General features: G+C 56.5%; 16 protein-coding genes. 9 read left to right on the plus strand and 7 right to left on the minus strand.

What is annotated here, in order from left to right; all coding sequences use genetic code 11:
• The first annotated feature begins 88 nt into the window (after positions 1-88).
• The 4 genes from NUX24_RS20215 to NUX24_RS20230 all read left to right on the plus strand — a co-directional run bounded on the left by NUX24_RS20215 (position 89) and on the right by NUX24_RS20230 (position 4,475).
• Positions 89-1,519 (plus strand): 6-phospho-beta-glucosidase, encoded by a 1,431-nt coding sequence (locus tag NUX24_RS20215; RefSeq protein ID WP_257833747.1) that lies wholly within the window; start codon positions 89-91, stop codon positions 1,517-1,519.
• Positions 1,520-1,677: 158 nt separating this feature from the next.
• Entirely contained in the window at positions 1,678-2,304 is a 627-nt protein-coding gene (gene upp, locus NUX24_RS20220; RefSeq protein WP_023308769.1) for a uracil phosphoribosyltransferase, read from the plus strand.
• 83 nt (positions 2,305-2,387) lie between these two features.
• A complete protein-coding gene (gene uraA / locus NUX24_RS20225) occupies positions 2,388-3,677 on the plus strand; it encodes a uracil permease (RefSeq protein ID WP_257833749.1) in 1,290 nt (429 codons plus the stop codon).
• A 96-nt stretch (positions 3,678-3,773) separates the two neighbouring features.
• Positions 3,774-4,475, plus strand: a complete 702-nt coding sequence (locus NUX24_RS20230) for a DnaA inactivator Hda (RefSeq protein ID WP_211438414.1) — start codon at positions 3,774-3,776, stop codon at positions 4,473-4,475.
• 16 nt (positions 4,476-4,491) lie between these two features.
• On the opposite strand, the gene NUX24_RS20235 is transcribed toward NUX24_RS20230, so the two are convergent.
• The 3 genes from NUX24_RS20235 to celB are packed head-to-tail and all read right to left on the minus strand — an operon-like array spanning position 4,492 to position 8,192.
• Positions 4,492-5,913: a M17 family metallopeptidase gene (locus NUX24_RS20235; RefSeq protein ID WP_257833789.1), complete on the minus strand. Its 1,422-nt coding sequence runs from the start codon at positions 5,911-5,913 to the stop codon at positions 4,492-4,494.
• Entirely contained in the window at positions 5,913-6,869 is a 957-nt protein-coding gene (locus tag NUX24_RS20240) for a N(4)-(beta-N-acetylglucosaminyl)-L-asparaginase (RefSeq protein WP_257833751.1), read from the minus strand. Before NUX24_RS20240 ends, NUX24_RS20235 begins: the two co-directional genes overlap by 1 nt.
• A 3-nt stretch (positions 6,870-6,872) precedes the next feature.
• The gene (celB, locus tag NUX24_RS20245; protein ID WP_024907562.1) at positions 6,873-8,192 is read right to left on the minus strand and encodes a PTS cellobiose transporter subunit IIC; all 1,320 of its coding nucleotides are present in this window, start codon (positions 8,190-8,192) and stop codon (positions 6,873-6,875) included.
• Positions 8,193-8,338: 146 nt separating this feature from the next.
• Between celB and NUX24_RS20250 the strand changes: the two genes are divergently transcribed.
• Complete coding sequence (locus NUX24_RS20250) at positions 8,339-9,163, plus strand: XRE family transcriptional regulator (protein ID WP_257833755.1); 825 nt, start codon at positions 8,339-8,341, stop codon at positions 9,161-9,163.
• Here NUX24_RS20250 and arsC read toward each other — a convergent pair.
• The gene (gene arsC, locus NUX24_RS20255) at positions 9,160-9,516 is read right to left on the minus strand and encodes an arsenate reductase (glutaredoxin) (protein WP_257833757.1); all 357 of its coding nucleotides are present in this window, start codon (positions 9,514-9,516) and stop codon (positions 9,160-9,162) included. The two genes, NUX24_RS20250 and arsC, sit on opposite strands and share 4 nt — an antisense overlap.
• 18 nt (positions 9,517-9,534) lie before the next feature.
• Complete coding sequence (gene bepA, locus NUX24_RS20260; RefSeq protein WP_257833759.1) at positions 9,535-10,998, minus strand: beta-barrel assembly-enhancing protease; 1,464 nt, start codon at positions 10,996-10,998, stop codon at positions 9,535-9,537.
• A 221-nt stretch (positions 10,999-11,219) separates the two neighbouring features.
• Between bepA and NUX24_RS20265 the strand changes: the two genes are divergently transcribed.
• The gene (locus NUX24_RS20265) at positions 11,220-12,284 is read left to right on the plus strand and encodes an AI-2E family transporter (protein ID WP_047652648.1); all 1,065 of its coding nucleotides are present in this window, start codon (positions 11,220-11,222) and stop codon (positions 12,282-12,284) included.
• 83 nt (positions 12,285-12,367) lie between these two features.
• On the opposite strand, the gene bcp is transcribed toward NUX24_RS20265, so the two are convergent.
• Together bcp and NUX24_RS20275 are read right to left on the minus strand one after the other, a co-directional pair.
• Positions 12,368-12,838: a thioredoxin-dependent thiol peroxidase gene (gene bcp / locus NUX24_RS20270; protein ID WP_032659360.1), complete on the minus strand. Its 471-nt coding sequence runs from the start codon at positions 12,836-12,838 to the stop codon at positions 12,368-12,370.
• Positions 12,838-13,407 (minus strand): glycine cleavage system transcriptional repressor, encoded by a 570-nt coding sequence (locus NUX24_RS20275; RefSeq protein ID WP_033146171.1) that lies wholly within the window; start codon positions 13,405-13,407, stop codon positions 12,838-12,840. Before NUX24_RS20275 ends, bcp begins: the two co-directional genes overlap by 1 nt.
• 145 nt (positions 13,408-13,552) lie before the next feature.
• Here NUX24_RS20275 and dapA point away from each other — a divergent pair, with 145 nt between their 5' ends.
• From dapA to purC, 3 genes are all read left to right on the plus strand, one after another.
• A complete protein-coding gene (gene dapA, locus NUX24_RS20280) occupies positions 13,553-14,431 on the plus strand; it encodes a 4-hydroxy-tetrahydrodipicolinate synthase (protein ID WP_033146170.1) in 879 nt (292 codons plus the stop codon).
• Between the two features lie 16 nt (positions 14,432-14,447).
• Positions 14,448-15,482 (plus strand): outer membrane protein assembly factor BamC, encoded by a 1,035-nt coding sequence (gene bamC, locus NUX24_RS20285; protein ID WP_257833763.1) that lies wholly within the window; start codon positions 14,448-14,450, stop codon positions 15,480-15,482.
• 109 nt (positions 15,483-15,591) lie between these two features.
• Positions 15,592-16,305: a phosphoribosylaminoimidazolesuccinocarboxamide synthase gene (gene purC / locus NUX24_RS20290; RefSeq protein ID WP_032659350.1), complete on the plus strand. Its 714-nt coding sequence runs from the start codon at positions 15,592-15,594 to the stop codon at positions 16,303-16,305.
• Positions 16,306-16,376: the final 71 nt, after the last annotated feature.

The following is a 16,376-nucleotide window of genomic DNA, read 5'->3' on the forward strand; positions in this document are numbered from 1 at the left end:
CAACCGCTATGCCCTTTGCACATCATCGAAATGAAACCGGTTTCTGTAATTGTTTTTGCAGAAAATAACGCAGAATGAGGGAAAGCAAATGTCAGGATTTAAAGCAGATTTTCTGTGGGGCGGGGCCGTTGCGGCGCACCAGCTGGAAGGCGGCTGGAAAGAGGGCGGCAAGGGCGTGAGCGTCGCCGACGTCATGACCGCGGGGGCGCACGGCGTGCCGCGTGAAATCACCAACGGCGTGCTGGAGGGGAAAAATTACCCTAACCATGAAGCCATTGATTTCTACCACCGCTATAAAGAAGACATCAAACTCTTTACCGAGATGGGGTTCAAATGCTTCCGCACCTCTATTGCCTGGACGCGGATCTTCCCGAAAGGCGACGAGCTTGAGCCTAACGAGGCTGGCCTGAAATTCTATGACGATCTGTTCGACGAATGCCTGAAGTACGGCATCGAACCGGTTATCACCCTGTCTCACTTCGAGATGCCTTTCCATCTGGTCACCGAATACGGCGGCTGGCGCAACCGTAAGCTGATCGACTTCTTCGTTCGTTTTGCAAAAGTGGTGTTCCAGCGCTACCAGCATAAGGTGAAGTACTGGATGACCTTCAACGAGATCAACAACCAGGCTAACTTCCACGAAGACTTTGCGCCGTTTACGAACTCCGGGCTGAAGTACGCGCCGGGTGAAGACCGTGAACCGGTGATGTTCCAGGCGGCGCACTACGAGCTCGTGGCCAGCGCCCTGGCGGTGAAGGCGGGGCGCGAGATTAACCCATCGCTGCAGATTGGCTGCATGATTGCCATGTGTCCTATCTACCCGCTGACCTGCGCGCCGGACGATATGATGATGGCGATGAACGCCATGCACCGCCGCTACTGGTTCACCGACGTGCACGTGCGCGGCAAGTACCCGCAGCACCTGCTCAACTACTTCGAACGTCGCGGCTTCGCGCTGGATATAACCGAAGAGGATAAAGCGGCGCTGACGCAGGGCTGCGTCGATTACATCGGGTTCAGCTACTATATGTCCTTCGCCACCAAGGCGACGGCGGATAACCCGCAGCTGGATTACGACGAAAGCAAGAGCCTGGTCTCTAACCCGTACGTGCAGAAATCCGACTGGGGCTGGCAGATTGACCCGGTCGGGCTGCGCTACTCCCTGAACTGGTTCTGGGATCACTATCAGCTGCCGCTGTTTATCGTTGAGAACGGCTTTGGCGCGATCGACGTGCAGGAGAGAGACGGCACGGTGAACGACCAGTACCGTATTGATTATCTGGCCGCCCACATCCGCGAGATGAAAAAAGCGGTGGTGGAAGATGGCGTGGATCTGATGGGCTACACCCCGTGGGGCTGTATCGACCTGGTGTCTGCCGGCACGGGCGAAATGAAAAAACGCTACGGCTTTATCTTTGTCGATAAAGATAATGAAGGCAACGGCACGCTGAACCGCAGTAAGAAAAAATCGTTCGACTGGTATAAGCAGGTGATTGCCAGCAACGGAGCGCAGCTCTAAGCGCCACCCGGCAGAACCCCGCAAAAAAGCCGGAGCCCAGTCTCCGGCTTTTTTGTCTTTGCTTGATCCCTGTCAAGCAACATGGGTATGGCCTAATCTGAAAAAAGCGGTATAATCCCGCGATTTTTTTGCGGACGCCACCTCAGAGGAGAAAGAGAATGAAGATTGTGGAAGTGAAACACCCACTCGTTAAACACAAGTTGGGCCTGATGCGTGAGCATGACATCAGCACGAAGCGTTTTCGCGAACTGGCATCTGAAGTCGGCAGCCTGCTGACCTACGAAGCGACCTCTGATCTGGAAACCGAAAAAGTCACCATCGAAGGCTGGAACGGCCCGGTGCAGGTTGAGCAGATCAAAGGTAAGAAAATTACCGTGGTGCCAATCCTGCGTGCCGGTCTCGGCATGATGGAAGGCGTGCTGGAGCACGTGCCAAGCGCGCGTATCAGCGTGGTGGGTATCTACCGTAACGAAGAGACACTCGAGCCGGTTCCTTACTTCCAGAAGCTGGTGTCTAACATCGACGAGCGCATGGCGCTGGTGGTTGACCCAATGCTCGCGACCGGTGGCTCAATGATCGCCACCATCGACCTGCTGAAAAACGCGGGCTGTAACAGCATTAAGGTGCTGGTACTGGTTGCCGCTCCGGAAGGGATCGCGGCGCTGGAAAAAGCGCACCCGGACGTTGAGCTGTATACCGCCTCTATCGACCAGGGCCTGAACGAGCACGGGTACATCATCCCGGGGCTCGGCGATGCCGGCGATAAGATCTTTGGTACGAAATAATCGAATAACGATAAATAAGCCGACTTTGATAGTCGGCTTTTTTTTGAATAAAACACCAACAATACTACACAGAGGAAAACACTATGACGCGCCGTGCTATCGGGGTGAGTGAAAGACCGCCGCTTTTACAGACTATCCCGCTTAGTTTGCAGCACCTGTTCGCCATGTTTGGCGCAACCGTGCTGGTGCCAATCCTGTTCCACATTAACCCGGCCACCGTGCTGCTGTTCAACGGCATCGGTACGCTGCTGTACCTCTTTATCTGTAAAGGCAAAATCCCGGCGTATCTCGGGTCGAGCTTCGCCTTTATCTCGCCGGTGTTACTGCTGTTGCCGCTGGGTTATGAAGTCGCGCTGGGCGGCTTTATCATGTGTGGCGTCCTGTTCTGCGTGGTGTCCTTCATTGTGAAGAAAGCCGGTACCGGCTGGCTGGACGTGATGTTCCCGCCTGCGGCGATGGGCGCCATCGTTGCGGTCATCGGTCTGGAGCTGGCGGGCGTGGCGGCGAATATGGCCGGTCTGCTGCCTGCTGACGGTCAGTCACCGGATTCCAAAACCATTATCATCTCGCTGGTAACGCTGGGCGTGACGGTGTTTGGCTCCGTGCTGTTCCGCGGCTTTATGGCGATTATCCCGATCCTGATCGGCGTGCTGGCGGGCTATGCGCTCTCCTTCGCGATGGGCGTGGTGGACACCACCCCGATTGCTCAGGCGCACTGGTTCGCCCTGCCAACCTTCTACACGCCGCGCTTCGAATGGTTTGCTATTTTCACCATTCTGCCTGCGGCGCTGGTAGTGATTGCGGAGCACGTCGGCCACCTGGTGGTGACGGCGAACATCGTTAAGCGCGATTTAATCCGCGACCCGGGCCTGCACCGCTCCATGTTTGCGAACGGTTTCTCCACCATCATTTCCGGTTTCTTTGGCTCGACGCCAAACACCACCTACGGTGAGAACATCGGCGTGATGGCGATTACCCGCGTCTACAGTACCTGGGTTATCGGCGGCGCGGCGATTATCGCCATTCTGCTCTCCTGCGTAGGTAAACTGGCGGCAGCGATTCAGATCATTCCGGTGCCGGTAATGGGCGGCGTTTCTCTGCTGCTGTACGGCGTGATCGGCGCCTCCGGTATTCGCGTGCTGATTGAATCCAAAGTGGATTACAGCAAGGCGCAAAACCTGATCCTGACCTCCGTTATCCTGATCATCGGCGTGAGCGGTGCGAAGGTGCACATTGGTGCGGCGGAGCTGAAGGGCATGGCGCTGGCGACCATCGTCGGCGTGGGCCTGAGCCTGATCTTCAAGCTGATCTCGGTCATCCGCCCGGAAGAAGAAATTCTGGACGCGGACGAAAGCGAAAAAGCGCCACATTGATCGAAAAGTCGGGCGAGGGATCGCCCGGTTCTCTCCTTGCAGGTTCCGTGTTAAACTCCATTCCGATTTTACGTAGGATCTCTGGTTGAGGTATTTCTGAACGGACCGGCACAGCTCTCTCTGCCACTCTATCTCCCTGACGACGAAACTTTCGCGAGTTTCTGGCCGGGTGATAACCCCTCTTTACTGGCTGCACTGCAAAACGTGCTGCGCCAGGATCACAGCGGATACATCTATATCTGGTCACGCGAAGGCGCGGGGCGCAGCCATCTGCTGCATGCCGCCTGCGCGGAGCTTTCGGCGCGCGGTGATGCGGTAGGCTACGTGCCGCTGGATAAACGTACCTGGTTCGTACCTGAGGTGCTGGAGGGAATGGAACATCTCTCGCTGGTCTGCATCGATAATATCGAATGCGTGGCGGGGGACGAGCCGTGGGAAATGGCGATCTTTAACCTCTACAACCGCATTCTGGAATCGGGTAAAACCCGACTGCTGATCACCGGCGATCGTCCACCGCGTCAGCTCAATCTGGGGCTGCCGGACCTGGCGTCTCGTCTGGACTGGGGGCAAATCTACAAGCTCCAGCCGCTGTCGGATGAAGATAAGCTTCAGGCGTTACAGCTGCGCGCAAAGCAGCGCGGGTTTGAGCTGCCGGAGGACGTGGGGCGTTTCCTGCTCAAGCGTCTGGATCGCGAAATGCGCACGCTGTTTGACACGCTCGATCAGCTCGATCGCGCCTCCATTACCGCCCAGCGCAAGCTGACCATTCCGTTTGTGAAAGATATTCTCAAGCTGTAGTTGTGCCGGGTGGCGGCTAAATATCTCCCAGCAGGTGTTCAACCAAAAGTGGAATAGGTCTTCCCGACGCCACGCTCCGTCCGTTTTCACGCCAAAGAGCCGTACCGCTGATATCCAGATGCGCCCACGGAATGGTCGGCGGGCAAAAGTGGTGCAGCAGCCACGCCGCCGACGCACTGATTGCCGCATTGTTGGTCGGCGTGTTGCACAGATCGGCAATGGCGCTGTCGGTCTGTTTTTTCAGCCGCGCGTCCAGCGGCAGGGACCATACTTCATCGCCACTCTGCTTACCCGCCAGCGTCAGCGCCGCACGCAGCGGTTCATCCTGCGTCATCAGCCCGCTCAGCTCATACCCCAGCGCCTTCACGACCGCACCGGTTAATGTCGCCATATCAATAATATAGCGCGCCTGCGGATGGCGCTGGCTGGCCCAGGCGATGGCATCCGCCAGCACCAGTCGGCCTTCGGCATCGGTATTGTTGATTTCAACCGTGGTGCCATTGCAGGCCGTCGCCACCGTGCCGGGCTGCATGGCGTCCGGGCCGATGGCGTTTTCCGCCAGCGCCAGCACGCCCATGATGCGCACGGGCATCGCCAGCTCTGCGATAGTCAGCATTAGGCCCATTACGTTAGCCGCACCGCACATGTCGTATTTCATGGTGTACATGCCCGCGCCTTCCTTCAGCCACAGGCCGCCGGTATCGAAGGTAATGCCTTTACCCACATAGCAGCGCACCGGGCCGTCGTTGACGCCGTCATAATGAAGAGCCAGCAGGCGCGGCGGACAGGTCGCCCCTTTGCCAACGGCGTGCAGCAGCCCCAGACTCTGCTCAGCAATAGCCTTTTCGTTCAGCACTTCGCAGCGCAGGGCGGGGAAGGCGGCACAGAGCCTTTGCGCCTCTTCTACCACAAACTGCGGCGTGCAGCGGTCGGACGGGATATCAGCCAGACGTCGCGCCGCAACCATGCCGCGGGCGATGGCCTGCTGCTGGCGGAAGACACCCTCCAGTTTTGCCTGCTTTTCCGGCAGGCAGAGGGCGGTGATGTGCGTAAGGCGCACCGCCGATTCATCCGTTTTCTTCAGCTTCAGGTCGCTTAGCCTGTGCGCCTGATTAAAGAGAAAACGCAGCACCTGCGCCAGCACCACATCGTCGATATCGGTAACGTCCAGTATCAGCTCGGGACTGGCGGGCGAGGCCAGCAGCGGGCGCAGCGCCGTCAGTAATCCTTCGCTCAGGCTGTCCTGCCAGAGGGCATCCGGTAGCAGAGTGATCCGGGCAAACGGGGCGCAGCCAAAGCGGGTATCAGCGATGCTGGCAGACTCGCGCATTTCCGCGACAAGCGCCGTTTCGGGTAGGTACGTACAGGAGGCGGCCGCAATCAAATGGCTTTGCGGAGCCGCGTCGGAAAGCGCACTGATAAACTGATACGTAATCATCATGACTCCTCAATCGGCGCGCGGATCCGCGCGGCATAGGCCTGCATCCACGCATCGTCTACCGGGTGATAATGCGTTTTCTCCCGCAGGCGTTCGGTACGAAAAACGGTGAGGGGCTGGCGAGCTGTCGCCACCACAAACGAGAAGGTTTTGATGTTGGTGGCGGCCCCGAATTCGCCCCTGTTGTTCATGCACACCACGGAGAGATCGCCCGCGCGGCCAAAGCGCGACATCAGCTTATCTTCCAGCTCGAACACCACCGAATCCGCCGCCTGCTGCGGCGTCATACCCTGCGCCATGCGGCGGACAATTTCGTAGCTGGTGCACCCTTTCATCAGATCTTCACCGACGCCCGTTGCGGTGGCAGCGCCGGTTTCACTGTCGCAGTAAAAGCCGGAACCGATGATCGGCGAATCCCCGAGTCGACCGCGTTTTTTCATGAACAGGCCGCTGGTGGAGGTGGCGACGCTCATTGACCCCTGTTTATCGAGGCCGATAACGCCGACGGTGTCATGCCCGTCGTAAGGGCTTAAGCCCTTATCCAGCGTCTCGCGGCAGCGTTTGCGGTAGTGCTGCATGGCGCGCTCGGTGAGCATAGTTTTGTCGGCAAAGCCCTGGCTCAGCGCCCATTCCCGCGCGCCCTGGCCGACCAGCAGGCTGTTGTAGCGCTGGCGGCTAAGCGCCTGCGCCACGCGCACCGGGTTGGCGATATCCACCAGGTTGCCCACGGCGCCAAACGCCAGCGTATCGCCGTCCATGTAGGCGGCGTCCAGCTCCACTTCACCATTTTCGGTGGGCAGCCCGCCGTAGCCGACGGATTTATAAAACGGAAAGTCTTCGACGGCGGCGACGGCATCCACCACCGCTGCAGAGACCGGTTTACACGCAGCCAGCGCAGACGCAGACTCCGTAACGCCTTCAAGCGCCATTCTCCAGGTCGCGATAATTCCCCACATGCTTTACTCCTGTTTTGCAAGGGTGGTGTCGGTTTGCGTAACGGTGGCCATTTCCGCCGCGCGGTACTGTTTGTCCACGATACGCATAAAAGGCAGGTACAACATGGCGCCAATCAGCAGGTTGATAAGCTGCATGACGCTGCCGCTCAGGTGTCCGGTGACGATAAAACCGCTGATGACCGGCGGCAGCGTCCAGGGAATAAACACCCCGGTGGTGACGGCAACCGCGCCAATCTTCATCGCCGCATACTGCACGGTGACCAACACCAGCGGCACCAGGTTGAACGGGATAAGCATGATCGGGTTCATGATCACCGGCAGGCCAAACAGGATCGGTTCGTTGATGTTAAACACCGACGCCCCGGCGCCGAGGCGTGCCACTTCACGCATGTTTTTGCTACGGGCGAAAATCAGCATCGCAATCACCAGCGACAGCGTGGCTCCCGCGCCGCCCATCCAGATCATGTCAAAAAACTGTTCGGTGATAATGTGCGGCGGCGTCGTGCCTGCCTGAATCGCGGCGATGTTGTCGGTCTGGTTCTCCATCCACAGCGGGCGAATGATGCCGTTGATCATCGAGCCGGAGTTAATGCCCACTGACCACAGAATGGTGATACTGAATACCGTCATCAGCGCGCCAAAGTAAGAGGTGCCGTAGTGGCGCACCGGCGTGGCAACCACTTCGTAAATAAACTGGTGGATGGTGTTGTAGTGGGTGTTTTCAAACACGATGCGGATACCCAGCACCAGAATCATCACCAGCAGGGCCGGGATCAGCGCGGCGAACGACTCCTGCACCGCCGGAGGCACGCCGTCCGGCATTTTGATCACCAGTTTTTTGCGCTTGAGCCAGCAGAACAGCTCCGTCCACAGCAGGGAACCAATCATCGCTACGAACAGCCCTTTGCTGCCAATCCACTCCACCGGAATGACGGTAATACCGCCGTTTTCCGCCACTTTGATAAAAGGCGTCAGGATGAGAAAGGCGACCAGCGCCAGGATACCGCAGGAGATGCGGTCTTCACCGTAGTGTTCCGCCAGGCGGAAGGCGACCAGGAAGCTGATGAACAGCGACATGGTGGAGAACACCGCGTTGAAGGGGATTTCAATAATGGCGCTCCAGCTCTCACCAAAGGCCTGAGACATAAACTGCTGGTAGGCTTGATTCGGGAACGACGAAATCACCAGCAGAATAGAGCCGACGATGATAAACGGCATGAAGGACACGTAAGCGCCGCGAATGGCCCCGAGATGACGCTGCTGGGCCGTTTTGGCCGCCAGCGGCATCAGTTTTGCTTCAAGAAATCCCAGAACATTGTTCATTGTGAACTCCGTACAAGATTGAGGGGTGTTGTTTGTGTTATGTCTTAGGATTATCAGTGAAGCGCGGCGAGCGAAAGGTGAAATCGGTCACAAAGCAATCGCTGGTGTAGTATAAATCTCATAAGATTGGTTCTGAGGATCCTGCGATGGAAATTAAACTGCATGCTAATGCCACCACGACGCCGCGCATCCGTCGCTATCTTCAGCAGTCAGATAAAAGCGACAGGGAGCTGGCTACCGAGCTGGGCATTTCGGTCACTACCGTCAGGCGCTGGCGCAACCGCGACCAGGTTTCGGATAATCACACGACGCCAAAAGTGATACACAAAGCATTGAGACAGGAACAAGTTGCGCTGGTCAATGCCCTGCGGGATATCACGGGCGCCCCGCTGGACGAACTGCTGCAGATGGTCAATAGCGGATTCGGGATCGCCGTGTCCCGCGCGACCCTGAACCGCTACCTCAAACCGGCTTCGATAAAGCAGAAGGGCGCGACGTTGCAGGGAAAAAAGGCGCTGAAGGCAGGTATCGTGCCGCAAAAACTCCTTTTACATCATCAGCCTCTGTCGCTGCATATGGACGATGGCGGAGAACAGTATCTGCTGTGGGCGCGTGAACCCGTGAGTGGCTGGTGCTACGCCCGGCTGTACGCGGGCATTTCTCCGCAGCTGCTGGCCCGCTGGGCGAACGACGCGCTGGAAGCCTGTCCGGCTGATATTCAATCTGTTGAGACTTTTGGTTTTGAGGTGAAGCTTGAGGAGCGTAATACCACCGTGACAGTGCATCCGCAGCAGTACCGCGCCGTTCAGGTTGATCTGCCGCTATGTGAAATTATCCCACGTCTGAACAGCGAACCGGCAGGCGAGCTGTTGATCCAGCTGTGCGAAATTTACAACCGCGGAAAAGCGCAGAAAAAGCTGGGAGAGAGTACGCCGCAGGCCTTTCTGGAAGCGCTGCGGCATAAGGACTAGAGGATCTCGAGCACGTCTTCCGGCGGGCGTCCAATGCGCGCCTGGCCGTTCGCCACCACAATCGGGCGCTCAATCAGCTTTGGATTTTCAACCATCGCCTGGATCAGCTCAGCCTCGGTGAGACGGCTGTCATCCAGGTTAAGCGACTTATACAGATCTTCTTTCTGGCGCATCAGCTCTCTTGCACTGCCCATTCCCAGCATATGCAGCAGCTGGCGGAGGGTTTGCGCGTCAGGTGGGGTGTCGAGGTACAGCACCACTTCCGGCTCAACGCCGTTAGACTTCAGCAGGCTCAGGGTGTCGCGGCTCTTGGAGCAGCGAGGGTTGTGATACATTTTTACGGCGTCTGTCATGACGTGAATTCTCCTTTATTACATCTTCTCATACGGCTTAAAGCGCTGCTGCAGGCCGCGCAGCTGATCGATACGCGCGTCGTAACGGGCCTGCTGTAGGCTGCCGAGCTTGACCTGCGAGCTGGCGCTGCTGAGCGCGGAAATCGCCTGATCGAGACGGCCCACCAGGGCAAAACCTTCGGCACGCGCCGCCAGCTCCTGATCGCGATTGCCAAGCTGCGCTTGCGCCTGAGCGAGCAGATCCCAGCCGTTTTGATCGTCTTTATTATTAAAGGTGTAGCGGTTCAGAATGGTCGCCGCTTCGCCAGGCTGGCCGCCCTGTAAGTAAGCGTTCGCCAGGTTAAGCTGCAGCACCGGGTTGGTACGGACGTCTTTCGCCCCTTTCAGACGGTTAATCGCATCGGCCGTTTTCTTCTGCCCCAGATCGATATCCGTCGAGAGATCGAGATACCACGGGTTGTTCGGGTCGGCGGCCAGGAGCGGTTGCAGCGCTTTACGCGCCTCGTCGTATTTGCTGGCTTCCATCGCCTGGAGCGCCTGACCATACTGCGCGGCGTTTTTCTCACGCACGTTGCCTTTCGCCAGGGTATCCAGCAGGTCGCTGGTGAGCTGGTTACGCCCGGAATTGTACATTCCAAGCGTTCTCACTTTCGCCATGTAGAAATCCTGCGAAGACTGGACCACCACCGGACGCATCTGGTTGGCACGGTTACGCGCGTCCGACAGTCGGCTTTCCGGCAGCGGGTGCGTCAGCAGAATTTCCGGCGGACGGGAAGAGTAACGCGCCTGATCGAGCAGTTTTTCCAGGAAACTCGGCATGGCCTGCGGGTCAAAGCCCGAACGCTGCAGCACCTGAATCCCGATGCGGTCCGCTTCCTGTTCGTTTTGCTGGGTAAAGCTGATCATCCCCTGGCGCGTTCCCGCCAGCGTACCGGTCAGAGCCGCCATCCCGGCCTGCGGGCTGGCCATCGCCAGCAGAATAGAGCCCAGCGCGCCCACCCAGGTGAGGGGGGCGTTACGTTTCTGGTCTTCCATGGCGCGCGCCAGGTGGCGCTGGGTAACGTGCGAAATTTCGTGCGCCATCACCGAGGCCAGCTGGCTTTCGTTGTCAGAGTAACGGAATAATGCCGAATGCAGCACCACGTTCCCGCCAAAGAAGGCGAAGGCGTTGATTTCGTCATTATTGATTAAATAGAAATGGAAGGGCGTTTTTACCGAGTCGGCGTGCGAAACCAGGCGCATCCCCAGCCCGTTGATGTACTGTACCAGCAAAGGGTCGTTAATCAGCGGGGCGCTGCCGCGCAGCTGGCGAACATAGTAATCCCCCATTTGCATCTCTTGCCCAATAGAGAGCGTGCTTCCTGCTGTGGTGCCCATGTCCGGCAATGAATCGGACGAGTCAGCAAAAGCGGGCAACACCTGACCGACCGTCACCGCGGCAATCAGCATTGCAACCAGTGTTTTTCTCAACTGCCTGAACATAACCACTGTCCTGTATGTTGGATGTGCTAATTTGACCGATGAACCGGCATATCGTTCATCTCTGCTGCTCTGCGAGTGTAGCCGTGTTACAGCATGAAGAAAATCCCATTCATCAGGCTTTTGCGGATTGAGATCGGGATACAAAAAGCGAAAGTCTTTTTTGTGACAGTTAGATACAATTCATCGTCTCACTCCCGCCATTCGATTCAGGGAAGGGTTGTATGCTCGAAATGTTAATGCAGTGGTACCGGCGTCGGTTCAGCGACCCGGAAGCCATTGCTTTGTTGGTTATTCTGGTTGCCGGGTTCGGTATTCTGTTCTTCTTCAGCGGCCTGCTCGCTCCCCTGCTGGTGGCGATCGTGCTGGCGTACCTGCTGGAGTGGCCGACGGCGCGCCTGGAGCATATCGGCTGTTCCCGCCGCTGGGCGACCAGCATTGTGCTGGTGCTGTTTGTCGGCATCCTGCTGTTGATGGCCTTTGTGGTGATGCCGGTCGCCTGGCAGCAGGGAATTAACCTGATCCGCGATATGCCCGGCATGTTGAATAAACTCTCTGATTTTGCCGCCACGCTGCCGCGCCGTTACCCGGCCCTGATGGATGCCGGGATTATCGACGCGATGGCCGAAAATATGCGCGCCCGCATCATGACGATGGGCGATTCGGTGGTGAAGTACTCTCTGGCCTCGCTGGTCGGGCTGCTCACGCTGGCGGTTTACCTTGTGCTCGTGCCGCTGATGGTTTTCTTCCTGGTGAAAGATAAAGATCAGATGCTCAACGCCGTGCGCCGTATTCTACCGCGCAACCGCGGGCTGGCAGGGCAGGTCTGGGAAGAGATGAACCAGCAGATTACCAACTACATTCGCGGCAAGGTGCTGGAGATGATTGTCGTGGGGGTAGCTACCTGGATTGGCTTCCTGATTTTCGGCCTGAACTACTCGCTGCTGCTGGCGGTGCTGGTCGGATTTTCGGTTTTGATCCCCTACATCGGCGCGTTTGTGGTGACCATTCCTGTTGTTGGCGTCGCGCTGTTCCAGTTTGGGCTGGGGACAGAGTTCTGGAGCTGCTTTGCTGTGTACCTGATTATTCAGGGCCTGGACGGTAACCTGCTGGTACCGGTGCTGTTCTCTGAAGCGGTGAACCTGCATCCGCTGGTGATTATCTTATCGGTTGTGATTTTCGGCGGGCTGTGGGGATTCTGGGGCGTGTTCTTTGCGATTCCGCTGGCGACGCTGATCAAAGCCGTGGTCCACGCATGGCCGGATGTGCCGGCGGTGGAAGAGAAGTAGGTTTTGTGAGGCCTGATGCCCTCACTCCGACCCTCTGGGGAAAACACGAAAAACGGCAACCTGGGTTGCCGTTTTGCTCTTTATCAGGCGCTTGCTTTCAGCCAGTTCAATACCACGTCGTGGTGGTTACTGGTTTTGAAGTCGTCAAACACATGTTCAACTTTACCGTCAGCGTCAATCAGGAAGCTGATGCGGTGAATACCGTCGTAGGTTTTACCCATAAACGTCTTTTCGCCCCAGACGCCGAACTGCTCGCACACCTGATGATCTTCATCAGAAAGCAGCGTGAAGTTCAGTAGCTCTTTTTCAGCAAATCGTGACAGCTTTTCTGGTTTATCCGTGCTGATACCCAGCACTTCCACGCCGACTTTTTTCAACTCGTCCATGTTGTCGCGTAAGCCGCAGGCCTGTACGGTGCAGCCGGGGGTCATGGCTTTCGGGTAGAAATAGACCAGAACACGCTGTCCCTGGAAGTCGGTCAAATTTACTTGCTCGCCGTCTTGATCCGGTAAGCTAAATTTCGGTGCGATGTCACCGGCTTTCAGTGGGTTCATTACTCAACTCCATCCTGTTCGTGCTGCGAATAATTGACGACGCTTATACTGCCCTGCGCGTTTAATTCTGTACAGAGGGCTTTGAACGCTTGCTCGATATTTGACGCATCCTGTGAGGCAGGGCTGTGCGCGGTAATTTGAATAAACAGCACCGGAAGACCATGGTCATCGCTTGTCTGCGTACGGGAAACCAGTTCGGCAATATTCATCTGATGATTGTCAAAAAGCGCGGTGAAACGCTCAATCAGATGCGGTGAATCAGGCACTTCAACCTGCACCCAGACGGTAGAAGGCAGTGCCGGACGCGGACGCGCAGTGGTGCGCTTCATGACAATCAGCAAATCCAGTTCGGCCCCCTTCAGCGGCAGGGTCGATTCAATCAACGTAATGGCGTTCCATGTCCCGGAAAGCAACATAATAAATGTGAACTCTTCGCCAAGCATCGCCAGACGGCTGTCTTCGATATTACAGCCGCAGCTGCTTACGTGACGGGTGATGGTGTTCACGATACCCGGCCTGTCGGCACCCAGCGCAGTGATAACCAGGTAATGTTGTGATGAGGTTGTCAAACCTGTTCTTCCTTTGCATGGTTAAGTCTTCCTAAGGAAAGCATAAAAAAAACATGCATACAACCGCCTGAGAGCCTCAGGTCGCTTGCTTTTATTACAGTTCCAAACGTAACATTGAGGCTCTTGTTCGCACAGAGGATGGCTCATGTTCACGGGAAGTATTGTCGCGCTTGTAACACCGATGGATGAAAAAGGTAACGTCTGCCGGTCAAGCATGAAGAAGCTCATTGATTACCATGTCGCCAACGGAACCTCGGCGATCGTTTCGGTAGGGACTACCGGTGAATCCGCAACGCTGAGCCACGACGAGCACGGCGATGTGGTTATGCTGACCCTGGAACTGGCTGACGGACGTATTCCGGTTATCGCGGGCACAGGCGCGAATGCAACCGCAGAAGCGATCAGCCTGACCAAGCGTTTTAACGACAGCGGCATCGTGGGCTGTCTGACGGTGACCCCTTATTACAACCGTCCTACTCAGGAAGGTTTGTTCCAGCACTTCAAAGCCATCGCTGAACATACTGACTTGCCACAAATTCTGTATAATGTGCCGTCCCGTACCGGTTGCGATATGCTGCCGGAAACCGTTGGTCGTCTCTCGGAAGTAAAAAATATTATCGGTATTAAAGAGGCGACAGGGAACTTAAGCCGCGTTCATCAGATCAAAGAGCTGGTTTCAGACGACTTTATCCTGTTGAGTGGTGATGATGCGACCGCGCTGGACTTTATGCAGCTCGGTGGCCATGGCGTGATCTCCGTAACGTCAAACGTTGCGGCGCGCGATATGGCTGAAATGTGCAAACTGGCCGCAGCCGGTCACTTTGATGAAGCGCGCGTCATTAATCAGCGTCTGATGCCGCTGCACAATAAATTATTTGTCGAACCCAATCCGATCCCAGTGAAATGGGCATGTAAGGAGTTGGGGCTTGTAGCAACCGATACGTTGCGTCTGCCAATGACACCGATTACCGACCACGGTCGTGACATCGTCAGGGCGGCGCTGAAGCATGCCGGTTTGCTGTAGAGTTTAGGGAGATTTGATGGCTTATTCAGTACAGAAGTCGCGCCTGGCGAAGGTTGCGAGTGTTTCGCTTGTTATGCTGCTCGCTGCCTGTAGTTCAGACTCGCGCTACAAGCGCCAGGTGAGCGGTGATGAATCCTATCTGGAGGCGACCCCGCTTGCTGAACTTCACGCACCGGCTGGTATGATCCTGCCGATTCAGAACGGCGATTACAATATTCCCGTGACCAACGGCAGCGGCCCGGTCGGTAAAGCGCTTGATATTCGTCCGCCAGCACAGCCTCTGGCGCTGGTCAACGGGGCGCGTACCCAGTTCACCGGTGATACGGCGTCTCTGATGGTTGAGAGCGCGCGCGGTAGCACGCTGTGGCCGCAGGTTGTCAGCGTCATTCAGTCGAAGAACTACACCATCGATAAACGCGATGACGCCAGCCAGACGTTAACTACCGACTGGATCGAATGGAACCGTCTGGATGAAGACCAGCAGTACCGCGGTCGTTATCAAGTCTCCGTTAAACCACAGGGTTACCAGCAGGCGGTTAACGTTAAGCTGTTGAACCTGGAGCAGGCGGGTAAACCGGTTGCGGATGCCGCGTCCCTGCAGCGTTACAGCACCGAAATGCTGAACGTCATTGCCGCAGGTCTGGATAAGACCGCTACCGATGCCGCCAACGCAGCACAGAGCCGCAACGGCGCGACCTTCGATGTACAAAGCGGTGCGGATGATACCGGCCTGCCAATGCTGGTGGTGCGTGCACCGTTTAACCAGACCTGGCAGCGTCTGCCAGCGACGCTGGAAAAAGTGGGCATGAAAGTGACCGACAGCACGCGTTCAACTGGCAGCATGACGGCAACGTATAAGCCGCTCTCCGACAGCGCATGGCAGGAACTGGGCGCGAAAGATCCTCAGCTTGCCTCCGGTGACTACAAGATTCAGGTAGGCGACCTTGATAACCGCAGCAGTCTGCAGTTTATCGATCCAAAAGGTCATACGCTGACCCAGTCGCAGAACGATGCGCTTGTCGCTGTCTTCCAGGCAGCATTCAGCAAATAAATACGAGGGCTGGTGAATCCAGCCCTTTTTATTTTAGTGCCACGCAAACGTGTGCGTGGCATAATATCCCCAGTTTTGAACACAAATCATCACACCAGGAGTAATGAAGATGCAGAAGCAAGCTGAGTTGTATCGTGGCAAAGCGAAGACCGTATACAGCACGGAAAACCCGGATCTGTTGGTGCTCGAGTTCCGCAATGATACGTCAGCAGGGGATGGCGCACGCATTGAGCAGTTCGATCGTAAAGGCATGGTGAACAACAAGTTCAACCACTTTATTATGACCAAACTGGCCGAAGCGGGCATCCCGACCCAGATGGAAGCGTTGCTGTCCGATACGGAATGTCTGGTGAAAAAACTGGATATGGTTCCGGTTGAGTGCGTTATTCGTAACCGTGCGGCGGGCTCCCTGGTGAAGCGTCTGGGCATTGAAGAAGGTATCGAACTGAACCCACCGCTGTTCGACCTGTTCCTGAAAAACGATGCGATGCACGACCCTATGGTCAACGAATCCTACTGCGAAACCTTCGGCTGGGTGAACCAGGAGAACCTGGCGCGCATGAAAGAGCTGACCTACAAAGCCAACGACGTGCTGAAAAAACTGTTTGATGACGCGGGCCTGATCCTCGTCGACTTCAAGCTGGAGTTTGGTCTGTTCAAAGGCGAAGTGGTGCTGGGCGATGAGTTCTCACCGGACGGTAGCCGCCTGTGGGATAAAGAAACCCTGGATAAAATGGACAAAGACCGTTTCCGTCAGAGCCTGGGTGGCCTGATTGAAGCGTACGAAGCGGTTGCTCACCGTTTAGGCGTTAAGCTCGACTAACTCCCTCACTTGCCAAAGGATGTTCCCATCCTTTGGCGTCTTACCCTTGTTTCCTATGGTAATCTTGCCGT

Origin of the sequence: Enterobacter sp. HG048, from assembly GCF_024702055.1 — a bacterium.
Classification (GTDB): Bacteria; Pseudomonadota; Gammaproteobacteria; order Enterobacterales; family Enterobacteriaceae; genus Enterobacter; species Enterobacter dykesii.